The sequence below is a fragment of the Alcanivorax sp. DSM 26293 genome (assembly GCF_900107995.1).
GTDB lineage: Bacteria > Pseudomonadota > Gammaproteobacteria > Pseudomonadales > Alcanivoracaceae > Alcanivorax.
Window position 1 is genome coordinate 134,862 of the sequence record NZ_FNUM01000004.1, and the last position, 18,907, is coordinate 153,768.

Genomic DNA, 18,907 nt, shown 5'->3' on the forward strand with positions numbered 1-18,907 from the left:
TCACACCCCCTGTTTCAGGTCGGCGATGTGGGCGTTAACCGCCTTGCGATAGCTGTCCTTGTGCACGTAGTAGGCCATACGCTCAAGCTTGAGATAGTCGAAGCCCCCATCCAGCGTCTGGCCGGCTTCGGCGGTGGCTTTCTGTTCCAGCGCCTCTGCCACCGGATGGTTGTTCTCTCTGGCCTTGATATAGAGCGCCACCATTTCCGCCTGCTCATTACGCCCTTCCCAACCCAGACCAGCCGCTTCCACCATGCCCATCATGAACAGGTTACGGTGCTGGGGATGGAACACGTTCAGATACAGCTGCGGCGCATCCGCGTTATGCCAATTCAGTTCCCCGGCATCGATAAAGGGGTAATCCAGCTTGTAACCGGTGGCCATCAACACCAGGTCATAAACCCGGGACTGGCCATCCGCAAAGGTTACCGTGTCGCCCACCACCCCGACGATGTCGCCGTGGGGGGTAATGTCACCATGACCCAGGTGGTGCAGCACCAGGGAATTGATCACCGGGTGGGATTCATACATCCGGTAGGAAGGCTCCGGCAGTCCGTAATCACTGGGCTTGCCGACGATGAGACGGATTAGCCTGGCATCCAGGCGTTGTTTGAGACTCCGGGGCAACTTGATCTTGCCCCCGATGCTGTCGGTGGGTTTCCCGCCGATAAACTTGGGCAGGAAGTAATACCCCCGGCGCACGGACAGGTCCACACTGGCCGCCCGGTGCACCGCATCCACGGCAATATCGCAGGCAGAGTTACCGCACCCCACAATCAGCACCCGTTTGCCGTCAAACACCGAGGCATCACGATACTCGCAGGAGTGCATCAACTGCCCCTCGAACTTGCCCGGCAAACTGGCCTGATTGGGCTTGTGCAAGGTGCCATTGGCAATCAACACGCCCTGGAAGTGACGGCTTTGCGTTTCTCCGTCGCGCTCGGTGGTTACCTGCCAGCCATCGCCCTCTCGTTCCACCCGCACCACCCGCGTGGAAAATTCGTAGTGCCGATAAAGATCGAAATGACGGGCATAGGCCTGAAAATAACGCTTCATCTCACTGTGATGCGGGTAGGTGGCCACCTCATCCGGCATGGGGAATTCGCTGAACTCGGTCATGCCCTTGGAGGAGATCAGATGGGCAGACTGATACATGGTGCTGTGGGGATTATCGATATCCCACAGGCCGCCCACATCGCTGTTCAGGTCGAACCCGATGAAAGGAATATCGTATTTGCTCAGGTTTCTGGCGGTGGCAAGGCCCATGGGGCCGGCGCCGATCACTGCGTACATGGCTGTCCCGATAACTATTATTATTTCCCGGATCCGGGGTTTGCCGAGTTGGACTCAGCATTTGGTATGATGTCTACTTTACGGTCGACCGGCTGCAGGCTCACGGCCAATTCGGGACCTTGCCACGGTTAATTCGGGACCGGATATCACTCCTTACCACTATGGCGCCCCCATGACGCACACCCCCACCGTGACAGTGCGCTTTACCCAGGCGATCAGCCAGGCGGCTCAACAGCTGGGCTTTGCCTTGCCCGCCAAACTGCAAAAGGCGGTCGGCGAACAGGACCGAGTCAGCCTGGCATTGCAGGGAGAGATCTGGGAAAGCTTCTGCGAGCAGGCCCAGGATCCACTGGTGGGAATCCAGTTCGGGCTGGCCCTGCAGGTCGGCCACCTGGATACCGTAGGGATGGTGCTGATGAGCTGCGACACCGTGGAAGACGCCCTGGATTCGCTGATGGATTACTACCCCATCGTCGGCGAAGGGGGGATCTTCTCCTACCGGGTGAACCAGGGCGAATGCGAGATTCGTTACCAACCCCAGTACAGCGTACGTCAGCCGGAACGGGTGGAGGCGGCCATGACCGCGCTGCTGCAACTGTCCCGCTGGACCACCGGCAACCAGTTACAGGCCAGCCGCATGACCTTCGCTCACCCGGCGCTGGACGACAATCGCCGCTACCAGTCCCTGCTCGGATTGCCGGTGCGATTTGCGGCGGAGCACAACACCCTGGTGCTACCCGCCAGCGACCTGACCATGCCGCTGATCCATGCCAACCCGTCCCTGTGTCATCACCTGCGCACCCTGGCTGACCAGCTGCTGGACAACCTGGGCAGCCAGTCTCTCAGTGCCACCGTCCGCGACCTGCTCCGCCAGCATCCCCATTGGGGCAAGGAAAAGGTCGCCGAGCAGCTGGCCATGAGCGGGCGCCATCTGGTGCGCAAACTGGGAGAGGAAGGCAGCAGCTTCAAACTGCTGCGTGATGCGTTACTGCAAGGGATGGCGGAGACGGAATTACAGGCCGGCACCCGGCTGGCCGATATCGCCGACAAGCTGGGCTTTTCCGATGAAAGCGCCTTTTCCAAGGCCTTCAAACGCTGGACCGGCATGACGCCGGCAAACTACCGCGAAGAAAAACGATAACGCCGATTTCGCCCCGTCTTTTGCAGGAGCGCCGCTTGAGGCGCGAAACAAGCGAAGCGAGTAACGAGTTTCGAGTAACGAGAAGCGAGACGCAAAACCGGTTGTGCTTTTCGCTTCTCGTTACTCGCAACTCGCAACTCGAAACTGCTATCCCTCCTCAAGCGGCGCCCCTACAAAACACGGACTTCGCAGAAAATATTCCGGGCGCCCTGTTAACCAAGCTCCGGCTCATGCCAGAAATCGAACTGCTGCGGAATATCCGCCATCGCCGTTTCGAAACGCGGCTCGCGTTTTTCCAGGAAGGAGGTAAAGCCGTCGCGACCGTCCCAGAATTCATTGGACCAGTAGATCATTTTTGACTCCACCGCATGGGCCTGCATGGGGTGGGCAAAGTTGGGATTGCGCCACAGCATCTGCTTGGCCAGGGCCGCCGCCACCGGGGAGCTCTTGGCGATCAGCTTGCGGGCAATGCAGCGCGCCACGTCCACCACTTCACCCTTGTCATGGGCACTGTGGAACAGCCCCGCGGCCACGCCTTCCTCGGCCATGAAGATGTCACCGCTGATCACCCATTCCATGGCTTTCTGGATGCCCACCACCCGCGGCAAAAACCAGGAGGAACAGGCTTCCGGGGTCAACCCCCGCTGGGTAAAGACAAAGCCGATCTTGCTGTTGGCCGCCACCAGACGAATGTCCATGGGCAGGGTCATGGTGATCCCCACGCCAACGGCGGCGCCATTGATCGCACCGATCACCGGCTTGCGACAGTTGTAGATGGCCAGGGACACTTCGCCACCGGAATCACGAATCTGCTCCAGGGGCGGGTCCATGCCCTCGGCCTCATCGTAGCCAAACACATTGCCGCCCTCTTCCGGCTGCATTTCCATGCCGGCACAGAACACCTTGCCGGCACCGGTCACGATCACCGCGCGCACTGCGTCATTGCGGTCCGCTTCAGCAAAGGCATGGACCAGCTCATCCTTCATGCGCAGGGTAAAAGCGTTCAGCCGATCGGGACGGTTGAGGGTAATGGTAAGAATCTGTTCATCCAGATCGGTGGAAATATGCTGGTAATCCATGGAGCCTCCATCGTTATTCTTTCAGGTGCACCACCTGCACCGGTAGACCCCGAGCATACCGCGATGGCAGGGCGTCGAACATGGCGCGCAGGGTGCGATTGAGGTGGGGTTGATCGTAGAAGCCGGCGGCCACCGCCAGTTCAGTGAAATTCATGCCGCTACGCCACAAGGCCAGCGCTCGCTGGCACTTGAGGTGCAGCTGATAACGTTTGAGGGATACGCCGAGCTGTTCACGAAACAGGTGCCGGAACCGGGAGGCAGACAGATTGGCGCGCTCTGCCAGGGCATCCATGGCAGGCACCGCCTCTGCGGCACGCATCCGGCGGCAGGCGTCAGCGATTCGAGGGTCCAGAGGCAGGGGGTCGGCAAGCGCCCGCAGGCCCTGGAGAAAGAGCCGGGCGTTTTCTTCACTGCCGTTGCGCACCAGAGCCGCAATCTGGGCACAGCACCAGCGTTGCTGCCTGTCATCCAGGCCACCAAGACGGGACAGGGCCCGCCAGGCCGGCTCATCCGGATCCAGGTGAACCACCGCCACCGGCCCCTGACTGTTGAGACTCTGAGGCACATCCGGGGGCACCAGCACCACCTGTTGCTGGCACGGGCGGCCATCCACCGTGACCCGAAGCGGCTGGCTCAACCCCACCAACAGGGAGGCGGCCACATGCTGGTGGGGCTGGTTATCGATGGCAGGCATCACCATCAGCCAGCCACCCTGCCAGAGAAACAGAGGAGTCAGCGGCACATCCGGTGACGATGAGGCGTTGTCATTCATAACCGCCGATCATGCCCGCCCGGCCACGGGCGGGCAATGGGCGATCAGGCCGATAGGCGACGGCCAACGCCCAGCTTGTGTGCCAGCTCGATGCTGACAAACATGGGGCCGACCAGAAGAAACACCAGATCATCCACAAAGGAGGGTTTCTTGCCCTCCACCTTGTGGCCCCATACCTGCACCGCCCAGGCCAGCAGCCATAGCCCTGCCGCACTCCAGGCCAAGGACAGGCCGCTGCGATCCACCGCCACGATGATCGCCAGGGACACCGCCAGCCAGCCGGCCATCAGCACGGTCATGCCCAGGGACATGCGAAAATAAAACGGCATGCAGATCGCCGCCAGCAGGGTGCCGCCGTTGACCCAATAGGCCCCGGCCCCCTCCAGGCCCAGCCATTGCCCCAGCGGCAACAGCCAGAACAGCCCGAGGGTGGAAACAAAAATAGCTGGCACACAGAGGATATGAACCCACTGGTTGACCGGGTTCTGATGACTCTCGCCATAATCGGCCAGAAAGGTTTGCAGATTACGCATGACAGCTCTCCCGAGTTGTTGTTTTGAGCTGCCATGAAAGATAGCGCCCGGCCTGGACGCGGGATTGTACGCAGGGGTCATCACTGATCGGGAACAGCGCCTGCGTCTGGCATTCCTGCTGACCGGCGACCCATCGCTGATTCAGGACCGGGTCAGTCGCAACCTCGCCGGCTGTCCTTGAGGGCTCGCAACACCTGCTCACGGGTGAGCAACCCCACCAGAATGCCCTTGTCGTCCACCACCGGATAGATCTTGGGCTTCTGGGTGACCATCAGCTCGGCCACGTTCACCGCCGAGTCCTGCTCATGCACGGTGAGAGGCTCGCCATGCATGAATTCTTCCACCACCAGGCTGCCCTCGCAGTGATAGCTGGATATCAGCAACTTGCGCAGACAATCCTGCTCCGACACAAAGCCCACCACCTTGTTGTGATCATCCACCACTGGCAGACCGGTGAATTTGTGCTGCAGCAGAATGTCCACCACCTCAGTCAGCTCCGTGCCGGTTTTCACCGCCGCCGGATGTTTGGCCATCAGGGACCGCACCGTTAGTTCGCTCATGGCTGTCTCCTTGGATTGAGCCTTTATTGACTATACCACTGTGCTACCGTCAATAGCCTGTCGATAGCCCATGGGGAATATCAATGGATGACGGGGTGGCTACCGGTTCCTACAATGGGCCTTGCTGAGGAAAAGGAATTGCGAATGGTATCGCCCTGTTTACGGCTCTGTGCTGCTGTCATTTTTCTGGCCCTGTCCGCCGCGGCGCAAGCCAATGGCGTTGCTGCCTGTGAAGCCGCCGGCCAGACCCTGGAGCAGCTCCAGCAGGAAAAACAGCAGCAGGCAGAAGACCTGCAACAATTGCAGCGCTATCTGAATGGTCAGGTACCCGCTCCTGAAACACTGACCCATCTGCTTGGCCAGCCCCTTGGCGAAACCGCCGCCCTGCCCGCGCCGAAACCGGCCAAACGCAACCTGCCGGACAACAAGTGTCAGGCCCTGCAAAACGATATTGATACCCTGGTCGGACAGCTGGGCCGCCAGGACCAGACACTGTATGCCCTGCGCCAGCGCTTCATCGAACTTCCCGATACCCAGCGCCAGTCTTTCGCAACCCTGGCCCGGCTCTACCAGCACCTGGAGGCACTGAGCGACGGCCAGGATGTCTCCGAACCCGCCCGACTGGCCGCCAACGTGCTCCGCGAGCATGTGCAGCAGACCTGGGCAATACTTCCCATGCTTGGGCCGTCACCCAAGCAGGCGCTGCAACGGCTGGACCAGCTCTGGTACCAGAGCCCGGCCCTGACCCCTCCGCCCCAGCCCACCGCGCAATGGCGCGACCTGCTGCGCACTCGCCTGGAAATCCAGGGTCAGCTTCGCCAGTTGCGCGCCGACCTGTGGCAGCGCCGCTCACTGTGGAGCCAGATTGATGCCATGGGCGGCCCCTCGCAGACTCCGGCATTACTCCGGCACGAAGGCGAACGCATCGGCCAGCGATTGCTGGATACGGCCCAGGTGATCAACCTGGATTTGCAGGAAACGGCCAAGGACAAACACTTCCTGCCGCTGGTGCAGAACAGTGTCGCGCTGATTCTGGGTATCGCCGGCTTCATGCTGTTGATTCGGCTGGCCCGGCGCACCCGCCAATGGGCCCTCAGCCTGCACGAGTCCGTGGTCAGTGCCAGTGGCGAGCGCCGCTGGTTGCGCAACGCCAGCCGTCTGATCAGTGGCCTGGCGCCGATGCTTCCCTGGGTGCTTTTGTGGGTGATTCTGGACCTGCTCACCGCACCACTGGACACCCCTTCCACCCGCATTCTGGTCTGGCTGTTACCGCTGGCCCGACTCTATGTCATTTACGGCTTGTTCTGCCTGATCGGTGAATGGCTGGTCATCCGGGTGGCACAAAGCGCCAACGCCTACCTGAGCAGCGACCAGTCCCGACAGGTTCACGACCACGCCCGTTTCATTTCCCGCTGGCTGGTGTTGCCCTGGCTTCCCCTGCTGGTGGTCTGGGAGAGCCTGGGCCCGTCTCTGCTCTATTACGTCTGCCTGGGCATCTTGCTGGTGGCCATTTACTGGGGCCTGGGCCGACTGCTGGCGCTGCGCCCCCAGGACTATCAGCGTTGCCTGCAGGCCATCCTGCCGTCCCGGCTGGACCCGCTGGCAGAAAAACTGCTCACTCCGGCGCTGTTCTGGCTGTTTGCCCCCCTGTTGCTTCCCGTTGCCCTGGCCAGTTTCCTGGTGGGTTTTGTCGATCGGGTGCTGGTGGATTTTGACTGGTACATGCGCTTCAAGGCGCGCCTTTTCCGGCTGCGCACTCGCATCAACAATGACGAAGAAGACCCCGACAATGAGCAGCCGGTGGATGAACATTACGAACGCTGGTTCGCCACCGGTCTGCCGGAAGGCAGCAAGACGCCCTTCGTGGACACCGGACTGGTCGCCGCCATGGAAAAAAATATCCAGCGCTGGCACGAGGACAAGACCGACGAAAATGCCCAGGTGGTGGTCGGCGAAAAGGGGTGTGGCAAAACGGTCAGCATCGACCGGCTGGAGCGGGCGCTGGCCGAAAGCTGCAAGGGCCTCAATCTGATCACGCTCACGGTGCCCGCCAAAACCATTGAGCCGGACGCCATCCTCGCCCTGATCGGTGACGCCCTGGATGTGGATCTGGCCAACGAGGGCCCGGCAGCGCTGGTGAAAAGTGACGAGGAACGCCAGCCCACCCTGGTGGTGCTGGACGAGGCCCAGAATTTCTTTCTCAAGGAAATCGGTGGCCTGGAAGGCTGGCGCACCGTACTCAGCCTGGTCAATGCGCGGCTGGATAATGTGTTCTGGCTGCTGATGATCAATAACCAGAGCTGGGCCTATTTGTGCAATGTGTTCGGCCGTGATTACCAGTTCCGTAATGTGGTGAAAGTGAAGCGCTGGGGACAGACCGATATCCGCTCACTGATTCTGGCGCGCAACCATCTCAGTGGTCATCGGGTTCGCTACGACGAGGTACTGCTGTCTTCCCGGGGGCCGGAAGCCGGCAATGTCCGCAACGCGGAGCAACGCTATTTCAGCCTGCTCTGGGATGCCTGTCGCGGCAATCCCATGGTGGCCCTGCGGCTCTGGCTGACCTCGGTAAAACCCCATGGCCGGCAGGTGCTGGTGGGGCTGCCCACGCCTCCTTCAGCCAGCATTCTCGACAGCATGGGCGAGAACGCCCTGTTCGTGTATGCCGCCATCGCCACCCATGAAAATCTGACCAGCCAGGAAATCAGCCATGTGACCAACCTGCCTGGCAATGTGGTGCGCTACGCGCTCAAGGGCGGCTTTGATGCCGGTTTCCTGAATAAATCCGAGGATGGCCGCTACCGGCTGAAACCCCTGTGGTATCAGCAGGTGATCAGTTACCTGACAAGGAAGAATTTGCTCAATGAATGAAGGCAATATCGTCAATGATCTGGCGGTGGTGGTTGAGCTGTTCAACATCTACGCCCTGTTGCTGCTGTTTATCGGCGGCTTTGTGCTGTGGGCACTGAACTGGGGGATCAGCAAGGCCAGCCTGAAGATCACCGAAAAGCTGCCCACCCGGCGCTTTCTGATTCTGCAGATCACCACCCTGATCGGTTTTGTGCTCTACACCGTGGGCACCGCCGCGCTGATCATCGGCGTGCTGCAGCCCCCCAAGGAATTCATGCTGGCCGCCGGTGGTTCCATCGCCGTGGCCCTGGGCTTCGCCCTCAAGGACATTGCGGCTTCCCTGGTGGCCGGCCTGCTGCTGCTGTTCGACCGCCCCTTCCGGGTCGGTGACCGGGTCAGCTTTGATGATGTGTACGGGGAGATCGTCTCCATCGGTCTGCGCACCGTACGCCTGCAGACCCTGGACGATAACCTGGTGACCATTCCCAACTCCCGTTTCATCACCGATGTGGTGGCCTCCGGCAACTCCGGGGAACTGGATATGATGATCGTCACCGACTTTCACGTGGGCCTGGATGCAGACCTGGACGTGGCGAAAGGGATTATTGAGGAAGTGATTGTCACCAGCCGCTATGCCTACCTGAAAAAACCGGTGTCCTTTGCCATCGAGGAAGTGGAGATCGGCGATATGCTCGCCATTCGCCTGCGCTCCAAGGCCTACGTGCTGGACGTGCATTACGAGAAGGCTTTCCAGAGCGATATTGTGGTGCGGGTTTCCCGGCGCTTTCAGGAACAGCAGATTCCTCGCCCGCGGCGCGGCGGCAGCCAGCAATAGCCGGAAGGGACGATTATTTTTTCTCGTCCCGGTTTTTCGCCAACACGTCCTCCAGCTCCTCCCGGGGCATGTAGTCCAGGTCCCAGTGGCTGGTAAAGGTCTCCTTGATACGATGCCGGCCACGGTGGAGATCCTCCGGGGTGTCTCCTTCATGGGCCGGGTGGTAGTCCCGCCGCTCCGGGTCGGGCGTCTCATCGTGAGGATCACGATTGGGGAAAAGCATGTCTTTCAGGGTCTTAAACCAGCGCATAAACACCTCCGTGGTGTCTTGCCACCGTAACACGCCTGTGCGACAGGAAAACATGAAGACCCGGGCAGGGTCAGCGGGCCCAAGGTCATCCCCCGGCCCACTCTGTCGAACCCGTTACGCTCGCCTTCAGCCGGCCAGATCCGATCGATCCAGCATCCGGGACAGCTTCTTCAAACCCTGCTTGCGCAGGAAGGTGCTGTCGCGCTTGGCCGGGTGAAAATCCCGTTTGTAATAGGCCAGGTAGGATTTACCCAGTTTTCGCAACCAACCCGGTTTGCCGAGCAACCAGTTCACGCCGCCGCGCACGGAGCGCCAGTCGGTAGGGTCGTCCATGCCCTTGCGCAGCTGATGGTAGTGGAAAATGGTGAAACTGATGAATTCCAGGGTGGTAAACGCCATTTCCGAGGTGCGTACCCAGTAGTTGCCCACCTGCTCCTGGTACACATCAAAGGCGACCGCCTTGTGTTCACTTTCTTCCACCGCATGCCATAACCAGAGCGGCAACATCCGCTCATCCATGCCCTTCAAAAATTCCGGATGTTCCAGCATCAACTCCGCCAGCATGGCAGTGAAGTGTTCCAGCGCACAGGTCTTGGCCAGTTGCCGTTGCGGTGACAGGTGCTTGGCCATGAAGCGCATGCCGCGATTGACGAACTCATCCACCTTGCGGGTGGGGACACCCTTGGATTCCATGAAATGGTTGAAGGCATCGTGCTCGTTGCCGTGGTGGGCCTCCTGACCGATAAACCCTTTTACCTGCTCGCGCAGCAGCGGATCGCGGAGCTGCTTCTGGTAATGACGCACGGAGCGCACAAAGAAGCGCTCCCCTTCCGGGAAGGTACAGGACAGGGCCGTCAGCAAAATGGTCTTGAACTGGTCATTATCGAACCAGTACCGGGGCATGGCCGGGTCGAAGGAAAAATCCATCTTGCGGGGCTGGATATCACTGTTATTCAGTTTTTTAGGCGCGCTCGGCGACGTCGCAACCGCTTTATTGTTCATGGCAAATCCTCCTGCATAGGCTCACAGTATTCGCCAGCGCAAAATGGGACACTAGTGCAGGTTGCGCCATTTCCTGTTTCCGGTGGCCCGCAATGGCCGGCAACCGCCCTGCCTTTGTGTGTTGTCACACATCCGTTGTTCCTGCCCGTCACGCTCTCCGGTCTGGCTGTCGCCTGCCTGCCTAGCGGGTATCCGCCAGGGGAGGATCGGTCTGCGCGGACGGGACCGCGTGCACCGCCTGGTCACGGCCCCGCTCCTTGGCCAGATAGAGGCCCCGGTCAGCCTGGCGCATCAGGTCACGGCCGCTGATGCTCTGATCGGGACAGCGGGTTGCCACCCCCACGGACAAGGTGACCGGGTGCCAACTGTCGCCAGCCGGGCAACCGGCATTGTATTGACGCAACGTCATCACCAGCCGCCAGGCCACTTTCAAAGAGGCATGCACATCTGCTCCGGGCAGCAACACGCCAAACTCCTCACCACCGATGCGGGCCACCTGATCACCACGGCGGGTGATGGCACCAGTGAGCAACCGTGCCACCCGCTTGAGCACCTGGTCGCCCAGGTCGTGGCCGTGGGTGTCATTGATGGCCTTGAAATAGTCCAGGTCCACAATCATTACCGACAGCCAGTCCTGCTGCTGGTCTGCCTTGACCAGAGCGGCTGCCAGACACTCATCGAAGGCCCGGCGATTGGCAATGCCGGTGAGGGAATCCCGGGACGCCTGAGTCAGCGCCAGTTGCGCGGTTTTTTCCGCTACCGCCCGCTCTCTTTTCAGCGCCGTGGTCCGCTGGATCATCTGGGAGAGTTGATGCATGCCGCCTACCACCAGCTGCCGGGGCAACAGCTCCAGCAACCAGCAATCGAGAAACTCACCTTCTCGGGCAATACGGGTGCTGGCAATGTAGCTGTCCTGCAGCGGCGCCCGCAGGTGCAGTGCCAGGTGGGAGAATGACTGGTTGCGACGCATTACGCGCAGGAAGGCATCACTTTGCGAAGGGGAGGCCAACAGACTCTTGATGCTCTGCGGAGCACTGCCGGCCAGCAACTGTCTCGCTCTTCGGTTCAGCCATTCCAGGCTACCGTCACCATGCACCACAAACACCGGCATGGATAGCGCATCGATCAATGCCCGGCAATCCGCAGAAAGTGGCATCACTCCCCGGAGCGAAAATACTCCCGCCCCGCCTCCATGTCGTTACCATCCAGGGAAACCACCACATGGCAGTGACCATCGCCATTGGCAATGGCCTTCTGGATATCCACCCGGGCATAGCCGGCATTTTCGGCGGCGATCACACCGAATACATTGGACGTCATCATGCACAGGGCGGGACGGCCGATGACCTTGTCACCGAACGGGCAGCGACGGTTGCCCAGCACCAGCTGTCGCTCGTCCGCATGGATCAGATAAAAATCGCCATCGATACGACGTTTGAGATCCACCAGCACGGCGGCAATCTGGTGACGATCCAGCTTGGTCAGTTTCAGGGATTGAAGATAATGCGCGTTCAGTTCGTCGCCGATTTTCTGGCCCACCAGAGAGATAAATCCCTCTGCCTGGTCCATACCGGTCACTTCCTGCAACGACTCGGCCAGGTAGCCCAGCAACTGGCGCAAGAATCGATCCTTGTCCAACCCGATTGATGCAACCTGAATCCGTTCCAAGTTCTTTTCCATATTTGCCCCCGTCTTCCCATGAGCCGGTGACGGGTTGGTGATACCGTCGTTGGCAGCCATCTCCCCCAATGGCTTCATATCTATGATTCATCGCCACTACTGTGACATCAATCACACAGTCACACTCGTGTATACCATTTACCCCCATTTGTGCGCCGCCGGTCCGCTTGCCCCGTCAGAAACCGACGAATGGGAATCAAACTGTCTGACGAAGAAACAAACGGGCAAAAATATCGCCCCCGCTTTTCTCTCGGTACAGCTGCCAGTTTGCCGGCACCACAGGCACCTCTCCGTGACGCCGGCTTTCCACATAGACCCAGGCCTTGTCCGCCAGCAACCCGTGAGATTCCAGCGCGGCACAGGCCGGTTCCGCCAGGCCCAGATCGTAGGGTGGGTCCACGAACACGAGATCAAACTGCGAGGCACTGCTGGCCAACCACTGCATGGCATCGGCGTTGTGGATGTGGATACGATCGTCGAACAGGGGCAACAACTGACGTTTGAGATCGGCGGCCCGTTCGCGTTTTTTTTCCACCAGCACGGCCCGCTGGGCGCCACGGCTCAGGGCCTCTGCGCCCAACACCCCGGAGCCGGCAAACAGATCCAGTACCCGCAGGCCGGGCAACTCGAACTGCAGCCAGTTGAACAGGGTTTCGCGCATGCGGTCCGAAGAGGGGCGCAGATCGCCCCCCTGATCCACGAACTGCAGCCGATGACCGCGACGCTCTCCGCCAATGATGCGCACCTGCCCCTTGCTGGTAGCGCCGCCTTTGCGAGTCGAACCTCTATTCGCCACTGTCCGCGTCCTTCTCCCCGCCGTTCTCATTGTCCTGATCCTCAAGGACCTGTGGTGCCTCGGGGCCGATACTGACGATGGCCAAATCGTCCACATCCAGGGTTCGGCGGAAGGCATCGCGGATATCTTCCACGGTGACCTGGCGGACCTGGCGGTTGAACCACTGCAGGTAATCCAGCGGCAGACCGTAAAAGCCGATGGCGCCGAGCTGGCCGATAATGTCACTGTTGTCGGCGGTGCTCAGGGCAAAGCTGCCCAGGATATTGGCCCGCGCCTGTTCCAGTTGCGCCTGGCTGGGACCGTCTTCAACGAACGTGTCGATCAGGTCCAGGGTCAGGGTCAGCGCCTCATCGGCATTCTCGTTGGCGGTCTTGAACTGCACCTGGAAGGGACCGCCCGCCGCCATGGCCGAGAAGCCGCTGCCGATGCCGTACACATAACCCCGTTTCTGGCGCACTTCATCGGTGAGAATGGACGCGAAACCGCCACCGCCGAGAATCTGGTTGCCCACATGCAGCGCCACGTGATCCGGGTTGCCCCGCCAGGTGGCCTGGTTGCCCAGCAGGATATGGGTCTGGGCGGAGGGGAAATGGATGTGCTCGCGTTTCCGCTCGCTGAGTGCCTCGGCCCGGGGCAACTCCGGTGCCGCCGGCCCCGCCGGCAGTGCCGCACTGATTTGTGCGGCGATTTCCTCGGCTTCACTGCGGGACAGGTCACCCACCATGGCGATCACGGTATTACCAGCGGCGTAATAGGTGTTATAGAAATCCACCAGCTGCTGGCGCTGGATCTTCGGCAGGCTCTCCATCGTCCCTTCGCTGGGCTGGCCATAGGGGTGGTCGGCAAACACCGTGCTCATGAATGCCTTGCTGACCTGGGGGCCGGGCACCTGTTGCTCCATGCGCAGCCCCTGCATGGCGCGCGTCCGCAGACGATCCAGGGCCTCCTCGGGAAAGCTGGGCGAACCGATCACCTGATTGAACAGCGCCACCACCGGCTGGCGATATTCCGCCGCCGACAGGGTTCGCAGGCTGATGATGCCCATGTCCCGGTAACTGCTGGAGGAAAAGCTGGCGCCACGATCTTCAAAGCCCCGGGCGATGTCATCCACACTCAAGGCCTCCGCACCCTGGCCGATCAGGGCACTGGTCAGGGACGCCACCCCGGGCAAGCCGTCATCCTGGGAACTGCCCGCCGCCATCACCAGACGAATGTCCAGCATGGGCAAGGCATCGCTTTGCACAAACATGACCTTGGCGCCCTGGTCCGTCTGCCAGGACTGGATATCCAGCTGCGGCGCCTGGGGCTCGCTGGCCGCCACCTGCTTTTCCGTGGTCGGGAAGCTGGCGCAGGCGCTGAGCATCAACACCGCCACCGCAGCCCCCATGATTGCTGGTAACCGCATCATTGCTCCTCCTCCTGCGCAGGCACGACATGGGCCACGGCCAGCCGTTCCGGTATCAGCCACTGGCGGGCCACCCGCTGCACATCTTCCGCAGTGACCTTGCCCAACTGTTCCTCAAATTGCTCGGCCAGTTCGATATCCAGACCCAGGGTACTGAGCATGCCCAACTCCATGGCCTGCCCCATCACCGAGTCCTTTTCGAACACCTGGCTGGCCAGCACGCCGGCCCGCACCCGCGCCATTTCATCTTCACTGGGCAAGGTGGTCTGCAGGGTCTTGATCTGCTCGCGCAGAGCCTGTTCTACCTGCTCGAGGGTGACACCCGGATTGGGAGTCGCTGTCAGCGTAAAGGTGCCATCGCCGCGCTGGATGCCGCTGTAGCCGGCACCGGCACCGGCCACCAGCTTCTCACCGCGCACCAGATCGGTTTCGATGCGGGCACTCATGCCACCGTCCAAAACACCGGCGAGCATGGTCAGGGCGTAGAAGTCCTGCTTCTGTTCTGCGGTGACCAGGGAAGGCACGTTATAGAGCATGTAGAGGGCGGGCACTTGCACCGCCATGGCCAGATCCAGACGCCGCTCGCCAGCGGCAGGATTGACCGTCTGTATTGGCCGCGGCGGGGTGGTACCGGCGGGCAGATCGCTGAAGAAGCGGCGCACCAGCGGCTCTACCTGATCGCGGGTCACATCACCGGCGACCACCAGGGTGGCATTCCCCGGCACATAAAAGCGGTCATACCAGCTGCGCGCCTGCTCCGGCTGCAACTGGGCCAGCAGCGAACGCCAGCCGATGATCGGGTGGGCATAACCGGTACCCGGCCGGGCCACCGCCTGGAATTTTTCCCAGGCCAGGGCATTGGGGTTGTCGTCGGTACGGGTGCGGCGCTCTTCCAGCACCACCTGCAACTCCCGGTAAAACTCGTCGTCGTCGATCTTCAGGTTGCCCAGTCGCTCCGCTTCCAGTTCCAGCGCCAGCGGCAGCCGCGACGCCTCGTACTGCTGGAAATAGGCGGTGTAGTCATAACTGGTGAAAGCATTGTCACTGCCCCCATAGCGGGCCACCAGTTTGGAGAAGTCCCCCGGCCCCAGTCGCTCGGTGCCCTTGAACATCATGTGCTCGAGCACATGGGCCAGTCCCGTTTCATAGGGCGCTTCGTCGATGCTGCCGGCCTTGAACCAGACCATCACGGTCACCACGGGTGCCCGATGATCCTCACGGATCAGCACTTTCAGGCCGTTATCCAGGGTAAAGGCATGGGTGGGCAGCTCGGCCCGGGCGGTCAGACTCCAGAGAATGGCCGCCAGTGCCACCATGAGTTGTCTCATGCATTGTCCTCATTGTGTCGCCCCCGGAAGCTGCTCCCCCGTGAGCGAAGTGTTAGGATAGCCGCGCGTTCGCTGTCAGGCTGCTGCAAGCCCGCCAGACAAACGCAAAGCCTGCAGGAGGGCGCATTTTATTTATCGCCGGCCGGCAGTCTGTCGAACTCAGGCTGCCAGCATACCGGTTTACTGCCCTGTCCTTGCAGCCTCATTGCAAAGGAAGAGGCCCGATTTACCCTCTTCGCGATTGGATAAGACTGAACATGAGCGACGAAGTTTCCCGCGACGACGACAACGCCCCGAAGCCGGAAGAAAAAAAGACCGGTTTCTGGAAGCGCATGTTTACCGGTGTGGATGCCGACGAACTGAATGAGACAGGAGCCGAGCCGGAGTCGCAAGCGACCCGCCCCGGAGAGCCCCGAACCGAGCCGACGCCTCCGGCCACGCCCCAGCCGGAAGCGGCCCCTGTCACCCCGGCTCCGCAGGCTGAAAATCAGGCCCAAACGGCGGATGACAGTGACGAGGGCGGCAACTTCTGGACCCGCATGAAGCAGGGCCTGGGCAAGACCCGCAAGGGTCTGGGCAAGGGCCTGGCAGACCTGCTGGTAGGCGCCAAGGAAATCGACGACGAGATTTTCGAGGAAATCGAAACCCAGCTGCTGGTCGCCGATGTGGGCGTGGAAGCCACCGATGTAATCATCGAGGCGCTGACCGGCCAGGTCAGCCGCGAGGAACTGGTGGATGCGGATGCTCTCTATGAATCCTTGCAGAACGAGCTGCGCAAACTGTTGGTTCCGGTTGACCAGCCACTGAAGATCGACGCTGATAAAAAGCCCTATGTGATTCTCATGGTGGGCGTGAACGGGGTCGGCAAGACCACCACCATCGGCAAGCTGGCCTGCCGCTTCAAGGCGGAAGGCAAGAACGTGATGCTGGCCGCCGGCGACACCTTCCGCGCCGCCGCGGTGGAGCAGTTGCAGGTGTGGGGCGAGCGGAACGACATCCCGGTGGTGGCCCAGCACACCGGCGCGGATTCCGCCTCGGTAGTCTATGACGCCGTCCAGGCCGCCCAGTCCCGCGGCGCCGACGTGCTGATCGCCGACACCGCCGGCCGTCTGCACACCCGCGGCAACCTGATGGAAGAGCTGACCAAGGTCACCCGGGTGATGAAGAAACTGATTCCGGACGCGCCCCACGAAGTGCTGCTGGTACTGGACGCCGGCACCGGCCAGAATGCCATCCAGCAAGCCGAGCAGTTCCGCGATGCCGCCGGCGTGACCGGGTTGGCACTGACCAAGCTCGACGGCACCGCCAAAGGCGGTATCCTGTTTGCCTTGGCCAAACGCACTGGTCTACCGATTCGTTTTATCGGTGTCGGGGAACGACTGGAAGACCTGCGCCCCTTCCATGCGGAAGAGTTTGTGCAGGCGTTGTTTGAAGATGTGGCGGGGTAGCAACACCCTTCGCCAATAGCACCGTAGGAGCGGCGCTTGAGGCGCGAAGCCCGACAGTTGCGAGTTTCGAGAAGCGAGTTTCGAAAAGACAGAACCTTTTGCTTTTCGCTACTTTCAACTCGCTCCTCGCAACCCGGGCTTGTTCGCGCCTCATACCCACAGGGCACAGTGAACGCGCTTCTACAACAGCATAACTGTCCGAAGGACTCTCATGATTCAGTTTGACCGGGTCAGCAAACGCTACCCGAATGGCAAAGACGCACTCAGCAAGGTGAGCTTCACGCTCCCTGCCGGGCAGCTGACGTTTTTGACCGGTCACTCCGGGGCGGGCAAATCCACCCTGTTGAAGCTGATCATGATGCTGGAGCGCCCCACCCAGGGTCAGGTGTTCATCGAAGGCCAGAACCTGAACGGGTTCGGCAACCGCCATATTCCCCTGCTGCGCCGCAAGATCGGCATGGTTCACCAGAACCACCAGTTGCTGTTCGACCGCACCGTGTTCGACAACGTGGCCCTGCCACTGATCATCGCCGGCTACGCCCGCAGCGATATCGGCAAGCGGGTACGCGCCGCCCTGGACAAGGTGGGTCTGCTGGACAAGGAAAAGCTCAACCCCATCATGCTCTCCGGCGGCGAACAACAGCGGGTGGGCATTGCCCGGGCAGTGGTCAACAAGCCGCCGCTGCTGCTGGCGGACGAACCCACCGGTAACCTGGACCCGGCCCTCTCTGAGGAGATCATGGATCTGTTCAAGGACTTCGCCCGGGTAGGCGTGGCCGTGCTGATTGCCACCCACGACCTGAGCCTGATCGCCCGCTACAACCATCGCCTGCTGACCCTGCGTGAAGGCCGACTAATCCACGATGGCGATGAAGGGGGGCACCATGGCAGCTAACAAGGGGCCCAGGAACGCCACTCCAATCAAGGCCAACCGCCAGAAGCCGGAGCGGGTGCGCCGGGTGGCCGGCGCCCACAGTGCACGCACCTCCCTGCAGGACCGCTTCCGCAGCTGGCGCCAGCACCATCAGGACTCTTTCCGGGATGCGCTGCAGCGGCTCAACGCGGCCCGGGCCAGCAGTGCCATGACCATCCTGGTGATCGCCATTGCCCTGGCCTTGCCCGCCGGTCTGGCGGTGCTGCTGGACAATGCCCGTGCCATTACCCGCGGCTGGGACGGCAATGCCCACCTGTCCGTGTTTCTGGACATGAACATCAGCGAGCAGCGCCAGCGGCAGCTGGCCCGGGACTGGCAGGGCCTCGACAACATTACCCGCACCGAGGTCATCACCCGGGAACAGGCGCTGGCAGAATTCAAGGCCCTGTCCGGCTTCGGCGAGGTGCTGGAAGCCCTGCCGGACAACCCGCTGCCACCGCTGATCGTGGTATACCCGGATGAGACCGACCCGGTTACCCTGCGCGCCCTGGAAAACCGCCTGGCGGAGGCCGACGGGGTGGATCTGGTTCAGCTGGATGTGGAGTGGGTGCGCCGTCTGCACGCCCTGATCGAGCTGGGCGAACGGCTGATTTCGGCCCTCACCCTGGCCCTGGCCGCCGCCGTGGTGCTGGTGGTGGTGAACACCATCCGCCTGGCCATCGAAAGCCGCCGGGAGGAAATCGTGGTGGTGAAGATCGTCGGCGGCACCGACGGCTTCGTGCGCCGGCCCTTCCTGTACTCCGGTTTCTGCTTCGGTTTCGCCGGCGGCGCCACCGCTGTGATCCTGGTACAGGTGGCATTGTGGTGGCTGGGCGGGCCCATCGACGAATTGCTGGCCCTGTACAATAGTGATGAATCACTCACCGCCATGGCCGCATCCAGCCTGATCGTCCTGCCTGCTTTCAGTGGCATCCTCGGGCTGCTGGGCGCCTGGTTGGCGGTGGGCCGGCACCTGGGCGATATCGAGCCGAATTTCTGAGCTACCCCCAGCCCCCCTGTAG

General features: G+C 61.3%; 18 protein-coding genes. 6 read left to right on the forward strand and 12 right to left on the reverse strand.

The annotated features are described in order from the left end of the window. Complete coding sequence (locus C4S63_RS09090; protein ID WP_062814858.1) at positions 1 to 1,293, reverse strand: NAD(P)/FAD-dependent oxidoreductase; 1,293 nt, start codon at positions 1,291 to 1,293, stop codon at positions 1 to 3. A 172-nt stretch (positions 1,294 to 1,465) separates the two neighbouring features. On the opposite strand from C4S63_RS09090, the gene C4S63_RS09095 reads away from it, so the two are divergent. After that, positions 1,466 to 2,434 (forward strand): AraC family transcriptional regulator, encoded by a 969-nt coding sequence (locus C4S63_RS09095; protein ID WP_103917396.1) that lies wholly within the window; start codon positions 1,466 to 1,468, stop codon positions 2,432 to 2,434. 212 nt (positions 2,435 to 2,646) lie between these two features. On the opposite strand, the gene C4S63_RS09100 is transcribed toward C4S63_RS09095, so the two are convergent. The 4 genes from C4S63_RS09100 to C4S63_RS09115 form a co-directional block, all read right to left on the reverse strand. Continuing rightward, positions 2,647 to 3,513 (reverse strand): crotonase/enoyl-CoA hydratase family protein, encoded by an 867-nt coding sequence (locus C4S63_RS09100; RefSeq protein ID WP_103917397.1) that lies wholly within the window; start codon positions 3,511 to 3,513, stop codon positions 2,647 to 2,649. Positions 3,514 to 3,526: 13 nt separating this feature from the next. Beyond that, positions 3,527 to 4,285, reverse strand: coding sequence for an AraC family transcriptional regulator (locus tag C4S63_RS09105; protein WP_062814861.1), 759 nt, complete (start codon positions 4,283 to 4,285; stop codon positions 3,527 to 3,529). 44 nt (positions 4,286 to 4,329) lie between these two features. After that, entirely contained in the window at positions 4,330 to 4,818 is a 489-nt protein-coding gene (locus C4S63_RS09110) for a DUF962 domain-containing protein (RefSeq protein ID WP_062814862.1), read from the reverse strand. Between the two features lie 152 nt (positions 4,819 to 4,970). Beyond that, positions 4,971 to 5,378 (reverse strand): CBS domain-containing protein, encoded by a 408-nt coding sequence (locus tag C4S63_RS09115; protein WP_062814863.1) that lies wholly within the window; start codon positions 5,376 to 5,378, stop codon positions 4,971 to 4,973. 144 nt (positions 5,379 to 5,522) lie between these two features. Between C4S63_RS09115 and C4S63_RS09120 the strand changes: the two genes are divergently transcribed. Together C4S63_RS09120 and C4S63_RS09125 are read left to right on the forward strand one after the other, a co-directional pair. Then, positions 5,523 to 8,249 carry an ATP-binding protein gene (locus C4S63_RS09120; RefSeq protein ID WP_103917398.1) on the forward strand — a complete coding sequence of 909 codons (2,727 nt, stop codon included), beginning with the start codon at positions 5,523 to 5,525 and terminating at the stop codon, positions 8,247 to 8,249. Beyond that, positions 8,242 to 9,063, forward strand: a complete 822-nt coding sequence (locus C4S63_RS09125; protein WP_062814865.1) for a mechanosensitive ion channel family protein — start codon at positions 8,242 to 8,244, stop codon at positions 9,061 to 9,063. The genes C4S63_RS09120 and C4S63_RS09125 overlap by 8 nt, the downstream gene beginning before the upstream one ends. Before the next feature lie 13 nt (positions 9,064 to 9,076). Here the strand turns inward: C4S63_RS09125 and C4S63_RS09130 are convergent, their stop codons facing one another. From C4S63_RS09130 to C4S63_RS09160, 7 genes are all read right to left on the reverse strand, one after another. Then, a complete protein-coding gene (locus C4S63_RS09130; RefSeq protein WP_062814866.1) occupies positions 9,077 to 9,313 on the reverse strand; it encodes a hypothetical protein in 237 nt (78 codons plus the stop codon). 126 nt (positions 9,314 to 9,439) lie between these two features. Continuing rightward, the gene (locus C4S63_RS09135; RefSeq protein WP_103917399.1) at positions 9,440 to 10,315 is read right to left on the reverse strand and encodes a metal-dependent hydrolase; all 876 of its coding nucleotides are present in this window, start codon (positions 10,313 to 10,315) and stop codon (positions 9,440 to 9,442) included. 181 nt (positions 10,316 to 10,496) lie between these two features. Continuing rightward, a complete protein-coding gene (locus C4S63_RS09140) occupies positions 10,497 to 11,471 on the reverse strand; it encodes a GGDEF domain-containing protein (protein WP_082810712.1) in 975 nt (324 codons plus the stop codon). Then, the gene (locus C4S63_RS09145; RefSeq protein WP_103917466.1) at positions 11,471 to 11,995 is read right to left on the reverse strand and encodes a methanogen output domain 1-containing protein; all 525 of its coding nucleotides are present in this window, start codon (positions 11,993 to 11,995) and stop codon (positions 11,471 to 11,473) included. The genes C4S63_RS09140 and C4S63_RS09145 overlap by 1 nt, the downstream gene beginning before the upstream one ends. A gap of 196 nt (positions 11,996 to 12,191) precedes the next feature. Beyond that, entirely contained in the window at positions 12,192 to 12,791 is a 600-nt protein-coding gene (gene rsmD, locus C4S63_RS09150) for a 16S rRNA (guanine(966)-N(2))-methyltransferase RsmD (RefSeq protein WP_234999977.1), read from the reverse strand. Beyond that, on the reverse strand, positions 12,781 to 14,199 hold the full coding sequence (locus tag C4S63_RS09155) for a pitrilysin family protein (protein WP_234999978.1): 1,419 nt from the start codon (positions 14,197 to 14,199) through the stop codon (positions 12,781 to 12,783). Before C4S63_RS09155 ends, rsmD begins: the two co-directional genes overlap by 11 nt. Beyond that, entirely contained in the window at positions 14,196 to 15,524 is a 1,329-nt protein-coding gene (locus C4S63_RS09160; RefSeq protein WP_062814870.1) for a pitrilysin family protein, read from the reverse strand. The genes C4S63_RS09155 and C4S63_RS09160 overlap by 4 nt, the downstream gene beginning before the upstream one ends. A 257-nt stretch (positions 15,525 to 15,781) precedes the next feature. Here C4S63_RS09160 and ftsY point away from each other — a divergent pair, with 257 nt between their 5' ends. The 3 genes from ftsY to ftsX all read left to right on the forward strand — a co-directional run bounded on the left by ftsY (position 15,782) and on the right by ftsX (position 18,885). Further along, the gene (gene ftsY / locus C4S63_RS09165; protein ID WP_062814871.1) at positions 15,782 to 16,972 is read left to right on the forward strand and encodes a signal recognition particle-docking protein FtsY; all 1,191 of its coding nucleotides are present in this window, start codon (positions 15,782 to 15,784) and stop codon (positions 16,970 to 16,972) included. 211 nt (positions 16,973 to 17,183) lie between these two features. Next, complete coding sequence (gene ftsE / locus C4S63_RS09170; protein WP_062814872.1) at positions 17,184 to 17,867, forward strand: cell division ATP-binding protein FtsE; 684 nt, start codon at positions 17,184 to 17,186, stop codon at positions 17,865 to 17,867. Then, a complete protein-coding gene (ftsX, locus tag C4S63_RS09175; RefSeq protein WP_234999979.1) occupies positions 17,857 to 18,885 on the forward strand; it encodes a permease-like cell division protein FtsX in 1,029 nt (342 codons plus the stop codon). The genes ftsE and ftsX overlap by 11 nt, the downstream gene beginning before the upstream one ends. Positions 18,886 to 18,907: the final 22 nt, after the last annotated feature.